The organism is Nonomuraea sp. NPDC047897 (genome assembly GCF_043204415.1).
GTDB lineage: Bacteria > Actinomycetota > Actinomycetes > Streptosporangiales > Streptosporangiaceae > Nonomuraea.
This window is the reverse complement of record NZ_JBIDCC010000004.1, coordinates 500,886-515,899: the sequence shown is the minus strand read 5'-3', so window position 1 is coordinate 515,899 and position 15,014 is coordinate 500,886. Positions and strand designations below refer to the sequence as shown.

Sequence of the window (15,014 nt, the reverse complement as noted above, 5' to 3'; positions counted from 1 at the left end):
GTCCTCGCCGAGCGGGCCCGCGAGCAGCGCATCCGCTACCAGAAGCCGCGCTCCGCCTGACCCGGTGACACCACGTCACCTCGCCCTCGCGATCGGCCTCGCGGCCGTCTGGGGCTTCAACTTCGTGGTCATGCAGGTGGGCCTGCGCCACTTCCCGCCCCTGCTGTACGCCGGGCTGCGGTTCGCCATGGCCGCGTTCCCCGCCCTGCTGCTCGCGGGCCGGCCGGGAGTGCCGTGGCGCTGGGTCGCCGGGGTGGCCGCGACGATCGGGGTCGGCCAGTTCGGCCTGCTGCTGATGGGCATGCGGGCCGGCATGCCCGCCGGTCTCACCTCACTGGTCCTGCAGGTGCAGGCCCTGTTCACCGTGCTGTTCGCGGTGACCCTGCTCGGTGAACGGCTCACCGCCCGGCGCGTCGCCGGGCTGGGCCTCGCCTTCGCCGGGCTGGCGCTCGTCGCCGTCGACTTCGGCCTGGCCGGGCCCGCCGGCGCGTTCGCCCTGTGCGTGGCCGCCGCGGCCGCCTGGGGGCTGGGCAACGTGGTGCAGCGCCGGGCGGCGCCGCCCGACGCGCTGCGGTTCATGGTGTGGGTGAGCGCCCTGTCCGCGCCGCCCCTGCTCGCCCTCTCCCTGCTCGTGGAGGGCGTCCCCGACCTCGCCGCGCCCGCCGAGGGCTGGCTGTCGCTCGGCTACGTGGCTTTCGTGTCCACGCTGGGCGGCTTCGGGGTGTGGGGCTGGCTGCTGCGCCGCTACGACGCCTCCACCGTCGCGCCGTACACGCTGCTGGTGCCGGTCTTCGGCATGTCGTCGGCCGCCCTCGTCACGGGCGAGCCGATCTCCTGGGTCAAGCTCGTCGCGGGCGCGCTCATCGTCTGCGGCGTCCTGTACGCGGGCACCCGCCGCCGCGCCGTACCGGCCCACCGGCCCGCGCCCGCCGCGCGGGAAGCGTAGCCGCCCGCGCCCCACCCGGGCGCGGCTCCGCAGACCCCCTCCTGCCGCCATCCGAACCCGGCCGATGACACGCGGGGCCGGGAGGAGGCGGCCGGCGGGTCAGGACAGGCCTTCGGGGGCCGAGCAGACGCGAATGCCCGGCCCCCGAAGGCCTGCCTCACACGGACGCGGCGGCCGCCTTGGCCGCCGCCGGCAGGGCGTCGGTCACCCGGTTGAGCGCCTCGTCGTCGTGCGACGCCGACAGGAACCACGCCTCGTACGCCGACGGTGGCAGGTAGACGCCCTGGTCGAGCATGCTGTGGAAGAACGCGGTGTACGCCGCCGTGTTCTGGCTCTGCGCCCCGGCGAAGTCGCGCACCTCCCGGTCGGTGAAGAAGACGGAGAACAGGCTGCCCGCCCGCTGCAGCCGGTGCGGCACCCCGGCCGCCGTGAGCGCGTCGGAGGCGGCCCGCCCCACGGCCAGCGCCGCCGCGTCCACCGTGGCGTAGCCGTCGGCGTCGAGGGCCCGCAGCGTGGCCAGGCCCGCCGCGCACGCCAGCGGATTGCCCGACAGCGTGCCTGCCTGGTAGACCGGCCCCTCCGGAGCGAGCCTGGCCATGACGTCGGCCCGCCCGCCGAACGCCGCCGCCGGCAGCCCGCCGCCCATCACCTTGCCGAACGTCATCAGGTCGGCGTCGACCGGGTCCAGGCCGTACCAGCCCGCGGGCGAGACACGGAAGCCCGTCAGCACCTCGTCCACGATCAGCAGCGCGCCGGCCGCCGTGCACAGCTCGCGCAGCTGCGCGTTGAAGCCGTCACGCGGCGGCACCACGCCCATGTTGGCCGGGCACGCCTCGGTGATCACGCAGGCGATCTCGGCCGCCGCGAACGCCGCCTCGACCGCGGCGACGTCGTTGTACGGCAGGACGATCGTGTCGGCCGCCGACGCCCCGGTCACCCCCGGCGTGTCGGGCAGCCCGAACGTCACCACGCCCGACCCGGCCGAGGCCAGCAGCGCGTCGACGTGGCCGTGGTAGCAGCCGGCGAACTTGATCACCTTGGACCGGCCGGTGAACCCGCGGGCCAGCCGCACCGCGCTCATCGTCGCCTCGGTGCCGGAGCTGACCAGGCGCACCCGCTCGACCGGCGCCATCCTGGCGACGATCTCCTCGGCCAGCTCCACCTCCGCCTCGGTGGCCGTGCCGTAACCGAACCCGCGGGAGACCGCCGCCGAGACCGCCTCGACGACGGCGGGATGGCGGTGCCCCAGGATCATCGGCCCCCAGGAGCAGACCAGGTCGACGTAGCGGTTGCCGTCGACGTCGGTGATGTAGGGCCCCTCGCCGGAGGCCATGAAGCGGGGCGTGCCGCCGACCGCGCCGAACGCGCGGACCGGCGAGTTGACGCCTCCCGGCACGAGGGCGCGGGCGCGGGCGAACAGGTCCTCGGACTTCTGTGTACGGCTCACGCGCTCCAGGTTAGTCGCGGCCGGCCGCGCTCCCCCCAGCCGGTGAGCCGCGTGTACATCCAAAGTCGGTCTCCGGAAATCGGACCCCGGGAGGACGACACGCGCCTCCTTCCCCGGAGACGATCACCTCGTGACTCCTCCCACGTCCTCGACCACCGCGCCCCGCCTGGCCTTCACGGGCGCGGGGCTGGCCGTGTTCGCCGCCGCCTACGTCTGGCTCGTGGCCACGGGCCACACCTCGATCACGGGCTCCGCCGACCCCGGCGCGTCGAGCATGTCCCTGTGGGCGGCCGTCCTGCCCCCGCTGGCGGCGCTGGCGCTGGCCCGCCTGGTGCCGCCCCGGGCCGAGCCGCCCCAGCCGCTCGCCGGCCTGCCTGCCTCCCGGCTGCGCCGCGAGGCGTGGACCCTGGTGGCGGCGGCCCTGGTGATGGCCTGTCTCGCCCCGTTCGCCGGCCTGCTCTACCCGGTGGTCAAGGTCGTCGTCCTGCTGGCCGTTCCGCTCCTCGCCTTCCGCCTGCTGCGTGCCGACGGCCCCCGGGCCAGGGCGATCCCCGCCCCGGTCACCTGGCTGGCCCCGCTACCGGCGGTCGTCGCGTGGTTCCTGCTCTCCCAGGTGGGCCCGCTCGCCGTGCCGTTGACCCAGGAGCTGCCCGACCCCGTCGTCCTGGTCGTCGGGTCACTCATCACGCTGCTCACGGCGAGCGTGCTGGAGGAGGTGTTCTACCGGGCCTGGCTGCAGACCCGGCTGGAGGTGCTGTACGGCAGGTGGCCGGCGATCCTGGGCTCGTCCCTGCTGTTCGCCGTCATGCACACCTCGCACGTGCGCCCCGACGCGCTCCTGCCGGGCCTGGCCGGCATCGTGGCCTTCCAGGGCGTCTTCGGCCTCATGCTGGGCTACCTGTGGTCCCGCTACCGCAACATCTGGGTGATCATCCTCATCCACGTGATCACCAATCTCGTCCTCGTCCCCCTCCTCCTCGGCCGCTGACGTCCACCGCGACGGTCTAGTCGGCCAGGCGCTCCAGGACGCGCAGCGGGTCGGGAAGCGGGCGGCCGTCCGGGGCGCGGAGCCAGGAGACGGGCTGGCCGTTCGGCAGGGTGGACGGCGGGGCGAGGACGTAGCTGTCGCGGCAGTGCCAGCGCAGCCCCGGCGTCTCCTCGATCGTGGCCGGGTCGCAGTCGAGGTGGCACGACCACCACTCGTCCTCGTCCTCCGGATTGCCCCGGGTCGCCACATAGAACAAGACCCGGTCGCCGTTGGCGGCGACCGGGCCTGAGTGGGCTCCCTCGGCGTCGAGCCGGGACAGGGCCGTGAGACCGGTGGCGAGGGGCACGTCGAAGACGTCGAACACCGTGCCGGTGGGCAGGATCACGTTCGCCTCGGGCTCCAGGTGCCACCAGCGCGCCAGCAGGCCGGCGTCGGTCGTGGCCTGAAGGTGCCAGGCGGGCGAGATCGGATGCGCGCCGGGGTCCGGACACCCGAGCCGGTCGCACGAACACGCCCGCGACCCGCGCCGCAGGGGGAAGGCCCCCGGCACGGCCGGCCATCCCAGGGCGGCATAGCCCAGGACGGAGTCGATCCGCGACGGCCGGGATCGTTTTCTGGTACGCCGAGCGAGTGGTGCCCCCACCATGGTGTCTCCCGTCGATTCGTGCCTTGAAGGTTCCCGGCTCCTGGCCATGGGCTCACGCGGGACACACCAGCACTAGTCATCACAGTTTATCGCACACGTCCCACGGCCCGGCGGGAATCCCCACGTTGGAGCCCATGCGGGCTCCACAGGGCCTGCCCAGCCCGCCCCCGCGTCACGAAAACCCGGCGGACGACGGCGTGCCGTGCAGGGGCACGGAACGCACCCCGCGCACGCTCGCGAGGGGGTACGGAGGTGTGGCGGACGGGTCAGAGACGGCGAGCCACCTCGGTCGCCCAGTAGGTGAGGATCAGGTCGGCGCCGGCGCGGCGGATCGACACCAGCGACTCCATGATCATCCGCTCGCGGTCGATCCACCCGTTGGCCGCCGCCGCCTCGATCATCGCGTACTCACCGCTCACCTGGTAGGCCGCCACCGGCACGGCCACCTCGTCGCGGAAACTTCTGATCACGTCGAGGTAGGCCAGGGCCGGCTTGACCATGACCGCGTCGGCGCCCTCGGCCAGGTCCAGGCGGACCTCGCGCAGCGCCTCCTCCAGCGGCCCCGCCGGGTCCTGCTGGTGGGTGCTGCGGTCGCCGAACTGCGGCGCGCACTCGGCGGCGTCACGGAACGGCCCGAAGAAGCTGGAGGCGTACTTGGCGGAGTAGGCGAGGATCGGCACCTCGGCGAAACCGTCGGCGTCGAGCGCCGCACGAATGGCCCCGACCTGGCCGTCCATCATGCCGCTCGGCGCGATCATCTGGGACCCGGCCCTGGCCTGCGCCACGGCGACGGAGGCGTAGCGTTCGAGCGTGGCGTCGTTGTCGACGTCACCGGACTCGGTGAGGATTCCGCAGTGGCCGTGGTCGGTGAACTCGTCCAGGCAGGTGTCGGCCATCACCACGAGGGCGTCGCCCGCCTCGGCGGTCACCTCGCGCAGCGCCACCTGCAGGATCCCGTCAGGGTCGTCGGCGGCCGAGCCCCTGCTGTCCTTGACCGCCGGGATGCCGAACAGTATGACGCCGCCCACCCCCACCTCGGCGGCCTCGTGCACGGCCTTGCGCAGCGAGTCGCGGGTGTGCTGGACGACGCCCGGCATCGAGGCGACCGGCGCCGGCTCCTCGATGCCCTCCTTGACGAACAGCGGCAGGATCAGGTCGGCGGGGTGCAGCCGGGTGCCCGCCACCATCCGCCGCAGCGCGGCGGTGCGGCGCAGCCGGCGCGGGCGGGCCGTCGGGAACTCGGCGCTCACTTGACTCTCCTCCTGGCTCCTCTGCGGTTCTGCGACGGCCGCCGGGGCGTGTCGCCCGCGGCGAGCGCCGCCTGACGCTGCTTGGCGCCGTACTCGGCCAGCGCCGCGGCGAGCGCGGACGCCGAGGGCTTGTCGGCCATCACGTCCACGCGCAGCCCGAACTCCTCGGCGGTGCTCGCGGTCTGCGGTCCGATGACGGCGATCACGGTGACGTTGTGCGGCTTGCCGGCGATGCCGACGAGGTTGCGCACGGTCGAGGAGGAGGTGAAGAGCACGGCGTCGAACCCACCGCCCTTGATCGCCTCCCGGATCGGCGCCGGCGGCGGCGCGGCCCGCACGGTGCGGTAGGCGGTCACGTCGTCGCACTCCCAGCCCAGCTCGGTCAGGCCGGCGACCAGGGTGTCGGTGGAGATGTCGGCGCGCGGCAGCAGCACGCGGTTGATCGGGTCGAGCATCGAGTCGTACGGGGGCCACTCGGCGACCAGGCCCTCCGAAGACTGCTCGCCCGACGGCAGCAGGTCGGGCTTGACCCCGAACTCGATCAGGGCCCGCGCGGTGGCGTCGCCCACGGCGGCGACCTTGAGCCCGGCGAAGGCGCGGGCGTCCAGGCCGTACTCCTCGAACTTCTCGCGCACCGCCTTGACCGCGTTGGCGCTGGTGAAGGCGACCCACTCGTAGCGGCCGGTGACCAGGCCCTTGATGGCGCGGTCCATCTGCTGCGGCGTGCGGGGCGGCTCGACCGAGATGGTCGGCACCTCCTCGGGCACCGCGCCGTAGGAGACGAGCTGCTCGGACAGGCTCCTCGACTGCTCCTTGGTACGCGGCACCAGGACCCGCCACCCGAACAGCGGCTTGGTCTCGAACCACGACAGCGTGTCGCGCGTGCCGACCGCGTCGCCGACGACCATGAGCGCCGGCTCGGTGGCGCCCGCGTGCTTGAGGTCGGCCTGCAGCCGGCCGAGCGAGGAGACGACCGTGTGCTGCTCGGTGGTGGTGCCGCCGCTGGTGACGGCGACGGGCGTGGTGTCGGCCCGGCCTCCGGCGATCAGCGCCTTGCCGATGGCGACGGCGTCGGCGAGGCCGTTGTAGACGACCAGAGTGCCCGGACAGGCGGCGTGCGAGGACCAGTCCTGCTGCTGGGCGGCGTCGACGACGCGGAACTCGGGCACGGCCGTCGCCGGCGGGATGCCCGCGTAGGTGAGCACGGCGGTCGCGGGCGGCACGCCGGGCACGATCTCGAAGTCCACCTCGGCCGCGGCACAGGCCGCGACCTCCTCGGTGATCGAGGAGAACAGCATCGGGTCGCCCTCGCACACGCGCACCACGAAGCGGCCCGCCTGGGCGTGCTTGACGAGGTCGGCCGCGGCCACCTCCACACCCTCGCGGCAGTGCCGCAGCAGCGGACCGTGACGTTCCTCGTCGAGCACGACCACGTCGGCCTTGCCGAGCAGCTCGGCCGCGCGCAGCGTGAGCAGGTTGGGATCACCGGGACCGGCGCCGACGAAAGCGACGAAGCCGGAGGTCGGACTATCGGGGCTCAATGGGACTGCTCCCCCATCAATCTGTCGGCCCCTTCGGAGATCATCTCGGCCGCGAGTGCGTGGCCGAGAGCGACAGCCTCCGAAGGAGAGCCGGCGGCGGACTTGCGGACCGCCTCTGTGCCGTCGATGGCGACGACCAGGGCGGTCAGGTTGAGAGTCTGCCCGTCATCGAGCGCGAACGCACCCACGGGCGCCGAGCAGCCGGCCTCCAGGGCGGACAGGACGACCCGCTCGGCGGTCACCGCGGAGCGGGTGCGGGGGTCGTCGAGTACGGCGAGGAAGTCGACCAGGTCCTCGCGCTCGGAGAGGCATTCCACGGCGAGGGCGCCCTGGCCGGGAGCCGGCATCAGCTCCTCGACCTCGAAGATCTGGGCGATCTCGGCGGTGCGGCCGATGCGGGTCAGGCCGGCCGAGGCGAGCACGACCGCGTCGAGCTCGCCGGAGGTGACCTTGCCGATCCGGGTGTCGGCGTTGCCGCGGATCGGGACGTACTCCAGCTCGGGGCGCAGTGCGCGGAGCATGGCGACGCGGCGCGGCGAGCCGGTGCCCACCTTGGCGCCGGCGGGCAGCTCGGCGAACGCCGCCCGGCCGACCAGCGCGTCGCGGTGGTCGTGCCTGGCGGGAAGGGCGGCCAGCGCGATGCGCTGGTCCGGCTTGGTCGGCAGGTCCTTCAGCGAGTGGACGGCGAAGTCGATCTCGCCTTCCAGCAGCTTGTCGCGCAGCGCGCTGACGAACACGCCCGTGCCGCCGAGCTGCGCCAGGTTGGCCTTGGTCACGTCACCGAACGTGGTGACACCGACGAGCTCGATGGCCCGGCCGGTGCGCTCGGTGTAGGAGTCGGCGACCATCTGCGACTGCGTGGTCGCCATCAGGCTGCGCCTGGTCCCCAGCCGCAACGTCACAGCTCCACCTCCCTCACGGCCTCGGGCATCTTCGGATCGAGATCGAACAGCTCGCGTAGGGCCTGCGCATAATGATCGCCGCCGGGCGACGTGGCGAGCTGCTTGACACGCACGGTCGGCTCGTGGAGCAGCTTGTCGACGACGCGGTGCACGGTCTGGGCGACCTCGTCGCGCGTCCTGTCGTCGAGGTGGGGGATGCGCATCAGCAGCCGGCCCAGCTCGGCCTCGACCACGCCGGCCGCCTTGCCGCGCAGCGCCACCACGGTCGGGGTGACCTTGGCGGCCCGTTCGGCGTCGAGGTAGGCGTCGAGCTCTTGGGAGACGAGCTCGCGGACCGACCTGACGGCGTCGCCCTCACGCGAGCCGATGCCGGACTCCTGGATGGTCTCCAGGTCGACCAGCGTGACGCCGGGGACCTCGCGGACCGCCGGGTCGATGTCGTGCGGCAGCGCCAGGTCGAGCAGGAACGCCCCGCGGGTCAGCATGCCGGGCGTGATCACGTGGTGGCCGGCGCCGACGCAGGTGATGACGATGTCGGCCGCGGCCAGCTCGTCCGGTACGGCCGACAGCTCCACCGCCCGGCCGCCGACGGAGGCGGCGAGCCGCTCGCCGCGCTCGAAGGTGCGGTTGGCCACGACGATGTCGGTCACCCCGGCGCGGGCCAGCGTGGCCGCGGCCAGCGAGCTCATCGAGCCGGCGCCGACGACCAGCGCCCGCCGGCCGGGCAGCTCGCCCGCCAGCGCCAGGCCGGCGCTCACCAGCGACGCCCCGGCCTTGTCGATGCCGGTGTCGGTCTGGGCGCGCTTGCCGACCCGCAGCGCCTGCTGCACGAGGTCGTTGAGCACGGCGCCGACGGTGCCCTGCTTCTGCGCCAGCTTGAGCGCCCTGCGCACCTGGCCGAGGATCTGACCCTCGCCGACCACCATCGAGTCGAGGCCGCACACCACCGAGAACAGGTGCTCGACGGCCCGCTCCTCGTAGTGCACGTACAGGTGGGGCCTCAGCTCGTCGGCGCTGACGCCCGTGTGGACGCTGAGCAGGTCGCAGATCGAGGTGAACGCGGCGTGGAAGCGGTCGACCGCGGCGTAGATCTCGACCCGGTTGCAGGTCGAGACCACCATGGTCTCCGCCACGCAGGTGTCCTGCTGCACGTCGTGCAGGAGTTTGACGAGCGCGTCGCCGGTCACCGAGACGCGCTCCAGCATGGCCACCGGCGCTGTCCGGTGGCTGAGTCCGATCGCCAGAACGCTCACTGGCTGTCCACGGCCATCAGTGGCCCCCCTGCTTTGCGTTGCTCGTGGAACGCAAGGATCTGCAGTTCGATTGATAGGTCGACTTTACGGACATCGACGCCGTCCGGCACGGACAGTACGACGGGTGCGAAGTTGAGGATGCTGGTCACGCCGACCGCCACCACACGGTCGCACACTTCCTGTGCGGCCGCAGCAGGTGTCGCCAGAACCACGATCGATACTCCACGCCGCTTGATGACGGCTTCCAGTTCGTCGATGTGCTCCACATTCAACCCCGCGATGTCGTCGCCCACCACTTCGGGGTCGGCGTCCACCAGCGCGGCCACGCGGAATCCGCGGGAGACGAACCCGCCGTAGTTGGCGAGCGCGCGGCCGAGGTTTCCGACTCCGACGATGGCCACAGCCCAGTCCTGGGTCAAGCCCAGTTCGCGGGAGATCTGGTAGACGAGGTACTCGACGTCGTAGCCGACGCCACGGGTGCCGTAGGAGCCGAGGTGCGACAGGTCCTTGCGGAGCTTCGCGGAGTTGACCCCGGCGGCCATGGCCAGGTCCTCGGAGCTGACGGTGGCGATCGCCCGCTCGGCCATCCCGTGCAGCGCCCGCAGGTACAACGGAAGCCGGGCGACCGTGGCGTCGGGGATGCCGCGGTCGCGAGGTTGGGACGGGCTCTTCACGTGCCGGGGCTCCATGGGAACGGGCGGCCGGGGGCCGCGTGGTGGGATCGAACCGCCTTTCAGGTTAATCCCTTTGTGAACCGACGCACAAAGTCAGCCGCTACGGTGGGGGTCATGCACAGCATCACGTTGCTCGGAAGGCGGGGCTGCCACCTCTGCGACGACGCCCGCGAGGTCATCGCCAGAGTCGCGGGAGAGCTGGGCGTGCCGTGGGAGGAGGTCGACATCGACTCCTCCGCCGAGCTCCGGGAGAAGTACGGGGAGATGATTCCCGTCACACTTGTCGACGGCGTCCAGCACGACTTCTGGCGCGTGTCGGAGGACCGGCTCCGGGCGGCCCTGACCTGACCCCCGGCCGGCCCGGCCCGCGCCCCCCTAGAACAGCACGGTCGGCAGCGGCACCACCTTGGCGGCGTTGACGTTGAGCTCGATGACGTTGGTGGCCAGCACCATGGCCTGGCGCTCGTTGACGAACCGCTCCACGTGCGGCTGGCGCTGGTGGTCGCGGTAGGCCACCTCGTCGCGGTAGAGCTCGTAGACGATGCGTTGCAGCGGGGCCGACTTGACCGCGTGACAGGCGTAGACGAGCGTGTCGGGCTCGCCCCGCCGGACGGCCTCGACGGTCTGCTCGGCCAGCCGGTCGAACGCCTCGCCCGCGCCGTCCATGATCGTGAAGACGGTGAGCAGGCCGTAGATGCTCGGCGATGGCCGGCCGCCGGCGGCTTGGGCGTGCTGCTGGGGCTGGGCGTGCGCGGGCTGGGGCTGCTGGGTGTGGGCGGGCGGCGGGGCGGGCTGCCCGGCGCGCCCGCCCGGCGCGAACAGGTCGGCGCCCGTGAACAGCGCGCCCGTCGCCGGGCCGTCGTCGCCGTAGTCGGCCCCGGCGCCGTATCCGGGCCCGCCGCCATGACCGGCGCCGTGACCAGCGCCATGACCGGGCCGGGAGCCCAGGTCGGGGTGGGAGCCGAGGTCGGGGCGGGAGCCGAGGTCGGGGCGGGAGCCGAGGTCGCGCTCGCGGCCGAAGCCGGCGTCGTGACGCGGCGGGTCCGTGCGCGGGCCGTCGTAGCCCTGCGTGGAGGCCCCGTAGTCGTCGCGGAAGTCGCCGTGCCGGCCGTTCATGATGTAGCCGGTGGACGGGCCCGCATCGGGCGGCGGCGCCATCCGGGCGGCGTAGTCGGAGTCCAGGTCGCCCGCCCGGTACTCGGCCACCAGATCGCCCAGCCCCGACACCCTGCGGGGCGGCTGGACCCCCGGCGGCTCGGCCGCGGCGACGGGCTCGGCGGCGCGGGAGGCGGCCCGGCGGCCCGGCGGCGCCTGCTCGCCGTGCCGCCCGTCCCGGACGCCCCCACGGCCCCCGTCACGGGCGCCGTCACGGGCGCCGTCACGGGCCCCGCGGTGGCCGTCCGGCTGCTCGTCGTCCTCGTCGTCCTCGTACGGCGCCAGCGGGCGCAGCACGCAGTACCAGGCGCCGGCGGCGGCCACGACGAACAGCGCCGCGGTGAAGAAGCCGGGCATCGCGAACCGCATGGCGCCCAGGATGGCCAGCGCGGCCGGCGCGATGACCGCCACGGCGTGCAGGTTGTCGGTGTCGTACTCGTCGCCGGAGCGCCATCGCAGGGCCGCGACGACCACGGCCCCCAGCAGGATCACCGCCACGGCGACGTGCACGCCGAGAAGCAGCGTGTCGGGGATCAGCCCCCAGTGCTGCTTGGCGGCGGGCAGCACCTTGCCCATCTGCTCGGAGACCAGCGGATCGACGAAGAGGATCACCCCGGCCACGATGGTGATCGCGATGCCGAACAGCCAGGCGGCGAACTTCGGCGGCACCTTCTCGGCCAGTAGCTGGATCAGGCCGATGGCGAGCCAGAGCGGGGCCAGCAGCGATCCGGTGACCTGGTAGATCTTGAAGGTGACGGCCCCGAAACCCATGAGGTGGCCGACGCCGATCACCGCCAGCGACAGGCACAGCGCCGCCGTCGCCGCGGTCCAGGCGATCAACCACCCCTCGATCTCCTCACGCAGCCGGTTCGCCAGCGCGCCCGTGGCGATGGCGGCGAGGAGGGCACCGGCGAAGGCGATGACAGCAACGAGGATCTCCATGGTGACTCCAATGCTGCCGGACTATGCCTCCCAGCCGGTAGCCGAAGAGGGAACGGGTCGGTCCACACCGTATCCGCCACTTACGGCTAGTCATGACTTTGGAACGCGGATTGTGGAATCCTCAGTTGATTTCTAGAGTGTTCGAGCACGCCGCACCCCTTACCCCCAGGGATACCGGATGCCTGACTCGTGGCCGTTCGCCGGGCTGCTCTCGCCGGCGGCCGCCGGCGCCGCCGGCACCGGCGAGCCGACCGCCCGCGAAGCCGCCCGCGAAGAGCTGCCCGACGAGCTCCGCACGCTGGTGCTGCACGCCAAGACCGGCGACGCGGAGGCCTTTGGCACGCTCTACGACCGCTACGTGGACCTGGTCTACCGCTACATCTACTACCGGGTGGGCTCCCATCCGCTGGCCGAGGACCTCACCAGCGAGACGTTCCTGCGCGCGCTGCGCCGCATCGCCGACTTCACCTGGCAGGGCCGTGACTTCGGCGCCTGGCTGGTGACGATCGCCCGGAACCTGGTGACCGACCACTTCAAGTCGGGGCGCTACCGGCTGGAGGTCCCCACCGGAGAGGTGATCGACGTGCCGCTGGACGGTGCGCACATCCCGGAGAACGCCGTGGTCACGGCGATCGTCAACGACCGGGTGCTGCGGGCCGTCCGGGATCTCAACCCGGAGCAGCAGGAGTGCGTGGTGCTGCGGTTCCTGCACGGCTTGTCGCTGGCGGAGACCGCGCTGGTCATGGGCAAGAAGAGCGGGGCGGTCAAGGCGCTGCAGTTCCGGGCGGTCCGCGCGCTGGGCCGCGCCTTACGGCACGACCTGGCGTAACCTCGCCGCCGTCCCGTCGTTAGGCATGTGCCACTACTGGATCTCTTCGCGGGGGCGTCAGGGAGCTGTCATGGGTAGGTCGCGCAGTTCGCGCGAGCACGTGCTGGATCACCTCACGCAGTTGCGACGGCTGCCCCTGGGAGGCGGGCCGAGCGACTCCTTCCGCGAACGCCTGCGAGCGGAGCTGGTGTCCCGTCCGCCGCGGCCCGACCCGGCGTCGCCCGGCGCGGCCGCGCCGTCGGCGGCCCGCCGGCGGCTGCCGTGGCCGTCGCAGCTCCTCACGTTCGGCATGGCCGGGGTCATGATGGCGGCGGCCTTCACGACCTGCCGGACGGTGCCGGGCGACGCCCTGTACCCGCTCAAGCGCGCCGCGGAGAGCACGCTCGTCCGGCTGAGCCATGACGACGTCGAACGGGGCGAGCGCGAGCTGGTCTCGGCCAGGACCCGGGCCGCCGAGGTGGCCAAGCTGCTGCGCTCCTCCGGCGCGGGGCAACTGGTCACCGAGACGCTCAGGGAGATGGAGCGCTCGACACGCGCGGGCGTCAGCAGGCTGAAGCGGGTCAGCCCGCGCTCACCGGAGATCATCAGGTTCGCCCGTGACCAGCGCGACGTGGTGGAGCCGATGCTGGCCCGGCTGGCGGAGGCGCACCAGGACCAGGCCAGCGGCTACCTCGACTACATCGAGGGCCTGGCGGCGCCTCCTGGGTAAGCTGAAGCCCATGTGGCGGCTAATCCGACGACGCGACGAGATCGAGGCGGAGATCGCCGGCGAGGCCGCGGCCGCGGCGGCCGTGACGACTCCCCCCGCCGAACCCGACCTCCAGGCGGCGGCCTTCTTCGACGTCGACAACACGATGATGCGCGGCGCGTCGATCTACCACTTCGCGCGCGGGCTGGCCACGCGGGGCATGTTCACCACCTCCGACCTGTTCAAGTTCGCGGTCGGGCAGGCGGTCTTCCGGCTGCGCGGCAACGAGAACCCCGAGCACATCGCGGTGGCCCGCGAGACGGCGCTCGCGTTCGTGGCGGGCGCCAAGGTCGACGACGTCGTACGGCTCGGCGAGGAGATCTACGACGAGGTGATGGCCGATCGCATCTGGGGCGGCACCCGCGCGCTCGCGCAGAGCCACCTGGACGCCGGCCAGCGGGTCTGGCTGGTCACGGCCACGCCCGTCGAGCTGGCCAGGGTGATCGCCCAGCGTCTCGGCCTGACCGGCGCGCTCGGCACGGTGGCCGAGAGCACCGACGGCGTCTACACCGGGCGGCTGGTCGGCGACCTGTTGCACGGGCCGGCCAAGGCCGAGGCGGTGCGGGCGCTGGCCCGCCGCGAGGGCCTCGACCTGACCCGGTGCACCGCCTACAGCGACTCGGCCAACGACCTGCCCATGCTGTCGCTGGTCGGCCGGGCGATCGCCATCAACCCCGACACCGAGTTGCGCGAGCACGCCAGGAAGCACGACTGGCCGATCAAGGACTTCCGCACCGGCCGGAAGGCGACGCTGACCGCGCTGCCGATCGCGGCCGGGGTGGGCGCGGTGGCGGGCGGCGTCGCGGCGGGCATCGCCCTGCGCAAGCACTACCGCGGCCCGCGCTGACCGGCTAGTACCAGAAGCCGGGGATGCGGGCGGGCACGGCGTCCACGACCTGCTCCCTGTCGACCGCGTCTCCTTCCAGCGGCAGGTGCACGGTGGCCTCGCGGCCCCACGCCGAGAAGCGGGTGTCCGACTCCACCGCGACGGTCGCGTCGGCGTACGGGAGGACGGCCTTGGCGGTCGCCCGCTCGACCAGGCCGGCGGGGTTCAGCCGGAGGGCGTAGGAGACCGTGCCGTGGCGGCCGCTCTTGAAGCGGGTGCCGAAGCGCGTGGCGAAGGACTTGGACACCGTGGCCAGTTCGGCGGCCTTGATGGAGCCGCTGACCGTCCGGTCGCGCACGGAGGTGCGGTGCCGCAGCAGTGTCCTGAGCGTGGCGGGGTCCAGGACGTCGAGCAGCAGGTTGCTCGGCGGCAGGTCCGCCCGCCGGTAGCGCACCCAGTCGGCGTCGCTGGACAGCAGGGCCTGGCCGACCAGCGGGCCGGCGACGTAGCTCACGCCGCGCGTGGAGATCACCTCGATGGGCCCCGCCTGCAGGGCGTCGGTCTCCGCCGGCCGCTGCTTGCGCATCCGGCGGAGCATGTCGGCGCTGTAGCGCAGGCTGTGGGTCACGTCCGACGCGGCGGCGCCCCGCGGGCCGAAGCCGATGGTGCCCTCCACGTCGGAGGTGGCGGACAGGCCGCGGGCATACGTCACCTTGGCCGTGGACCGGAAGTTGACGGCCTTGCCGCGGACCGACTCGGCCCTGAGCGCGTTGACCGGGTCGAGCTTGGGCGCCGCGTGCGCGGGCACGGCCGTGAGCTGCGCGACGCCCACGGCCACGGCGACACCCACGATGGTTCGCTTCATGA

General features: G+C 73.0%; 15 protein-coding genes. 6 read left to right on the top strand and 9 right to left on the bottom strand.

What is annotated here, in order from left to right; genetic code table 11:
* The first annotated feature begins 64 nt into the window (after positions 1-64).
* Complete coding sequence (locus tag ACGF0J_RS12500; RefSeq protein ID WP_393144897.1) at positions 65-946, top strand: EamA family transporter; 882 nt, start codon at positions 65-67, stop codon at positions 944-946.
* Positions 947-1,103: 157 nt separating this feature from the next.
* Here the strand turns inward: ACGF0J_RS12500 and hemL are convergent, their stop codons facing one another.
* Positions 1,104-2,393, bottom strand: coding sequence for a glutamate-1-semialdehyde 2,1-aminomutase (gene hemL, locus ACGF0J_RS12495; RefSeq protein WP_393144895.1), 1,290 nt, complete (start codon positions 2,391-2,393; stop codon positions 1,104-1,106).
* A gap of 130 nt (positions 2,394-2,523) precedes the next feature.
* Between hemL and ACGF0J_RS12490 the strand changes: the two genes are divergently transcribed.
* Positions 2,524-3,381: a CPBP family intramembrane glutamic endopeptidase gene (locus ACGF0J_RS12490; RefSeq protein WP_393144893.1), complete on the top strand. Its 858-nt coding sequence runs from the start codon at positions 2,524-2,526 to the stop codon at positions 3,379-3,381.
* A gap of 16 nt (positions 3,382-3,397) precedes the next feature.
* Here ACGF0J_RS12490 and ACGF0J_RS12485 read toward each other — a convergent pair whose 3' ends face one another.
* The 6 genes from ACGF0J_RS12485 to ACGF0J_RS12460 all read right to left on the bottom strand — a co-directional run bounded on the left by ACGF0J_RS12485 (position 3,398) and on the right by ACGF0J_RS12460 (position 9,662).
* Positions 3,398-4,027 (bottom strand): bifunctional DNA primase/polymerase, encoded by a 630-nt coding sequence (locus ACGF0J_RS12485; protein WP_393144891.1) that lies wholly within the window; start codon positions 4,025-4,027, stop codon positions 3,398-3,400.
* A 266-nt stretch (positions 4,028-4,293) separates the two neighbouring features.
* Positions 4,294-5,277, bottom strand: a complete 984-nt coding sequence (hemB, locus tag ACGF0J_RS12480) for a porphobilinogen synthase (RefSeq protein ID WP_393144889.1) — start codon at positions 5,275-5,277, stop codon at positions 4,294-4,296.
* Positions 5,274-6,818, bottom strand: coding sequence for a uroporphyrinogen-III synthase (locus tag ACGF0J_RS12475; protein WP_393144887.1), 1,545 nt, complete (start codon positions 6,816-6,818; stop codon positions 5,274-5,276). Before ACGF0J_RS12475 ends, hemB begins: the two co-directional genes overlap by 4 nt.
* A complete protein-coding gene (hemC, locus tag ACGF0J_RS12470) occupies positions 6,815-7,687 on the bottom strand; it encodes a hydroxymethylbilane synthase (RefSeq protein ID WP_393144985.1) in 873 nt (290 codons plus the stop codon). Before hemC ends, ACGF0J_RS12475 begins: the two co-directional genes overlap by 4 nt.
* Before the next feature lie 29 nt (positions 7,688-7,716).
* The gene (locus ACGF0J_RS12465; RefSeq protein WP_393144885.1) at positions 7,717-8,973 is read right to left on the bottom strand and encodes a glutamyl-tRNA reductase; all 1,257 of its coding nucleotides are present in this window, start codon (positions 8,971-8,973) and stop codon (positions 7,717-7,719) included.
* A complete protein-coding gene (locus ACGF0J_RS12460; protein WP_101786406.1) occupies positions 8,970-9,662 on the bottom strand; it encodes a redox-sensing transcriptional repressor Rex in 693 nt (230 codons plus the stop codon). The genes ACGF0J_RS12465 and ACGF0J_RS12460 overlap by 4 nt, the downstream gene beginning before the upstream one ends.
* A gap of 99 nt (positions 9,663-9,761) precedes the next feature.
* Between ACGF0J_RS12460 and ACGF0J_RS12455 the strand changes: the two genes are divergently transcribed.
* Entirely contained in the window at positions 9,762-9,995 is a 234-nt protein-coding gene (locus tag ACGF0J_RS12455; protein WP_393144883.1) for a glutaredoxin family protein, read from the top strand.
* Positions 9,996-10,022: 27 nt separating this feature from the next.
* Here ACGF0J_RS12455 and ACGF0J_RS12450 read toward each other — a convergent pair whose 3' ends face one another.
* Positions 10,023-11,744 carry an antibiotic biosynthesis monooxygenase gene (locus tag ACGF0J_RS12450; protein ID WP_393144881.1) on the bottom strand — a complete coding sequence of 574 codons (1,722 nt, stop codon included), beginning with the start codon at positions 11,742-11,744 and terminating at the stop codon, positions 10,023-10,025.
* 178 nt (positions 11,745-11,922) lie between these two features.
* Here ACGF0J_RS12450 and ACGF0J_RS12445 point away from each other — a divergent pair, with 178 nt between their 5' ends.
* The 3 genes from ACGF0J_RS12445 (at position 11,923) to ACGF0J_RS12435 (ending at position 14,168) form a co-directional block, all read left to right on the top strand.
* On the top strand, positions 11,923-12,573 hold the full coding sequence (locus tag ACGF0J_RS12445; protein WP_393144879.1) for a sigma-70 family RNA polymerase sigma factor: 651 nt from the start codon (positions 11,923-11,925) through the stop codon (positions 12,571-12,573).
* Between the two features lie 70 nt (positions 12,574-12,643).
* On the top strand, positions 12,644-13,282 hold the full coding sequence (locus ACGF0J_RS12440; RefSeq protein WP_393144877.1) for a DUF5667 domain-containing protein: 639 nt from the start codon (positions 12,644-12,646) through the stop codon (positions 13,280-13,282).
* 10 nt (positions 13,283-13,292) lie between these two features.
* Positions 13,293-14,168 carry an HAD family hydrolase gene (locus ACGF0J_RS12435; RefSeq protein ID WP_393144875.1) on the top strand — a complete coding sequence of 292 codons (876 nt, stop codon included), beginning with the start codon at positions 13,293-13,295 and terminating at the stop codon, positions 14,166-14,168.
* 4 nt (positions 14,169-14,172) lie between these two features.
* Here the strand turns inward: ACGF0J_RS12435 and ACGF0J_RS12430 are convergent, their stop codons facing one another.
* Positions 14,173-15,012 carry a hypothetical protein gene (locus tag ACGF0J_RS12430; RefSeq protein ID WP_393144873.1) on the bottom strand — a complete coding sequence of 280 codons (840 nt, stop codon included), beginning with the start codon at positions 15,010-15,012 and terminating at the stop codon, positions 14,173-14,175.
* Between the last annotated feature and the right edge of the window lie 2 nt (positions 15,013-15,014).

Coding starts and splice junctions, on each gene's coding strand:
- ACGF0J_RS12455 (WP_393144883.1), top strand. CDS start 9,762: ATGCACAGCATCACGTTGCTCGGAAGGCGGGGCTGCCACCTCTGCGAC.
- hemC (WP_393144985.1), bottom strand. CDS start 7,687: ATGGCGACCACGCAGTCGCAGATGGTCGCCGACTCCTACACCGAGCGC.
- ACGF0J_RS12430 (WP_393144873.1), bottom strand. CDS start 15,012: ATGAAGCGAACCATCGTGGGTGTCGCCGTGGCCGTGGGCGTCGCGCAG.
- ACGF0J_RS12445 (WP_393144879.1), top strand. CDS start 11,923: ATGCCTGACTCGTGGCCGTTCGCCGGGCTGCTCTCGCCGGCGGCCGCC.
- ACGF0J_RS12460 (WP_101786406.1), bottom strand. CDS start 9,662: ATGGAGCCCCGGCACGTGAAGAGCCCGTCCCAACCTCGCGACCGCGGC.
- ACGF0J_RS12485 (WP_393144891.1), bottom strand. CDS start 4,027: ATGGTGGGGGCACCACTCGCTCGGCGTACCAGAAAACGATCCCGGCCG.
- ACGF0J_RS12440 (WP_393144877.1), top strand. CDS start 12,644: ATGGGTAGGTCGCGCAGTTCGCGCGAGCACGTGCTGGATCACCTCACG.
- ACGF0J_RS12450 (WP_393144881.1), bottom strand. CDS start 11,744: ATGGAGATCCTCGTTGCTGTCATCGCCTTCGCCGGTGCCCTCCTCGCC.
- ACGF0J_RS12435 (WP_393144875.1), top strand. CDS start 13,293: ATGTGGCGGCTAATCCGACGACGCGACGAGATCGAGGCGGAGATCGCC.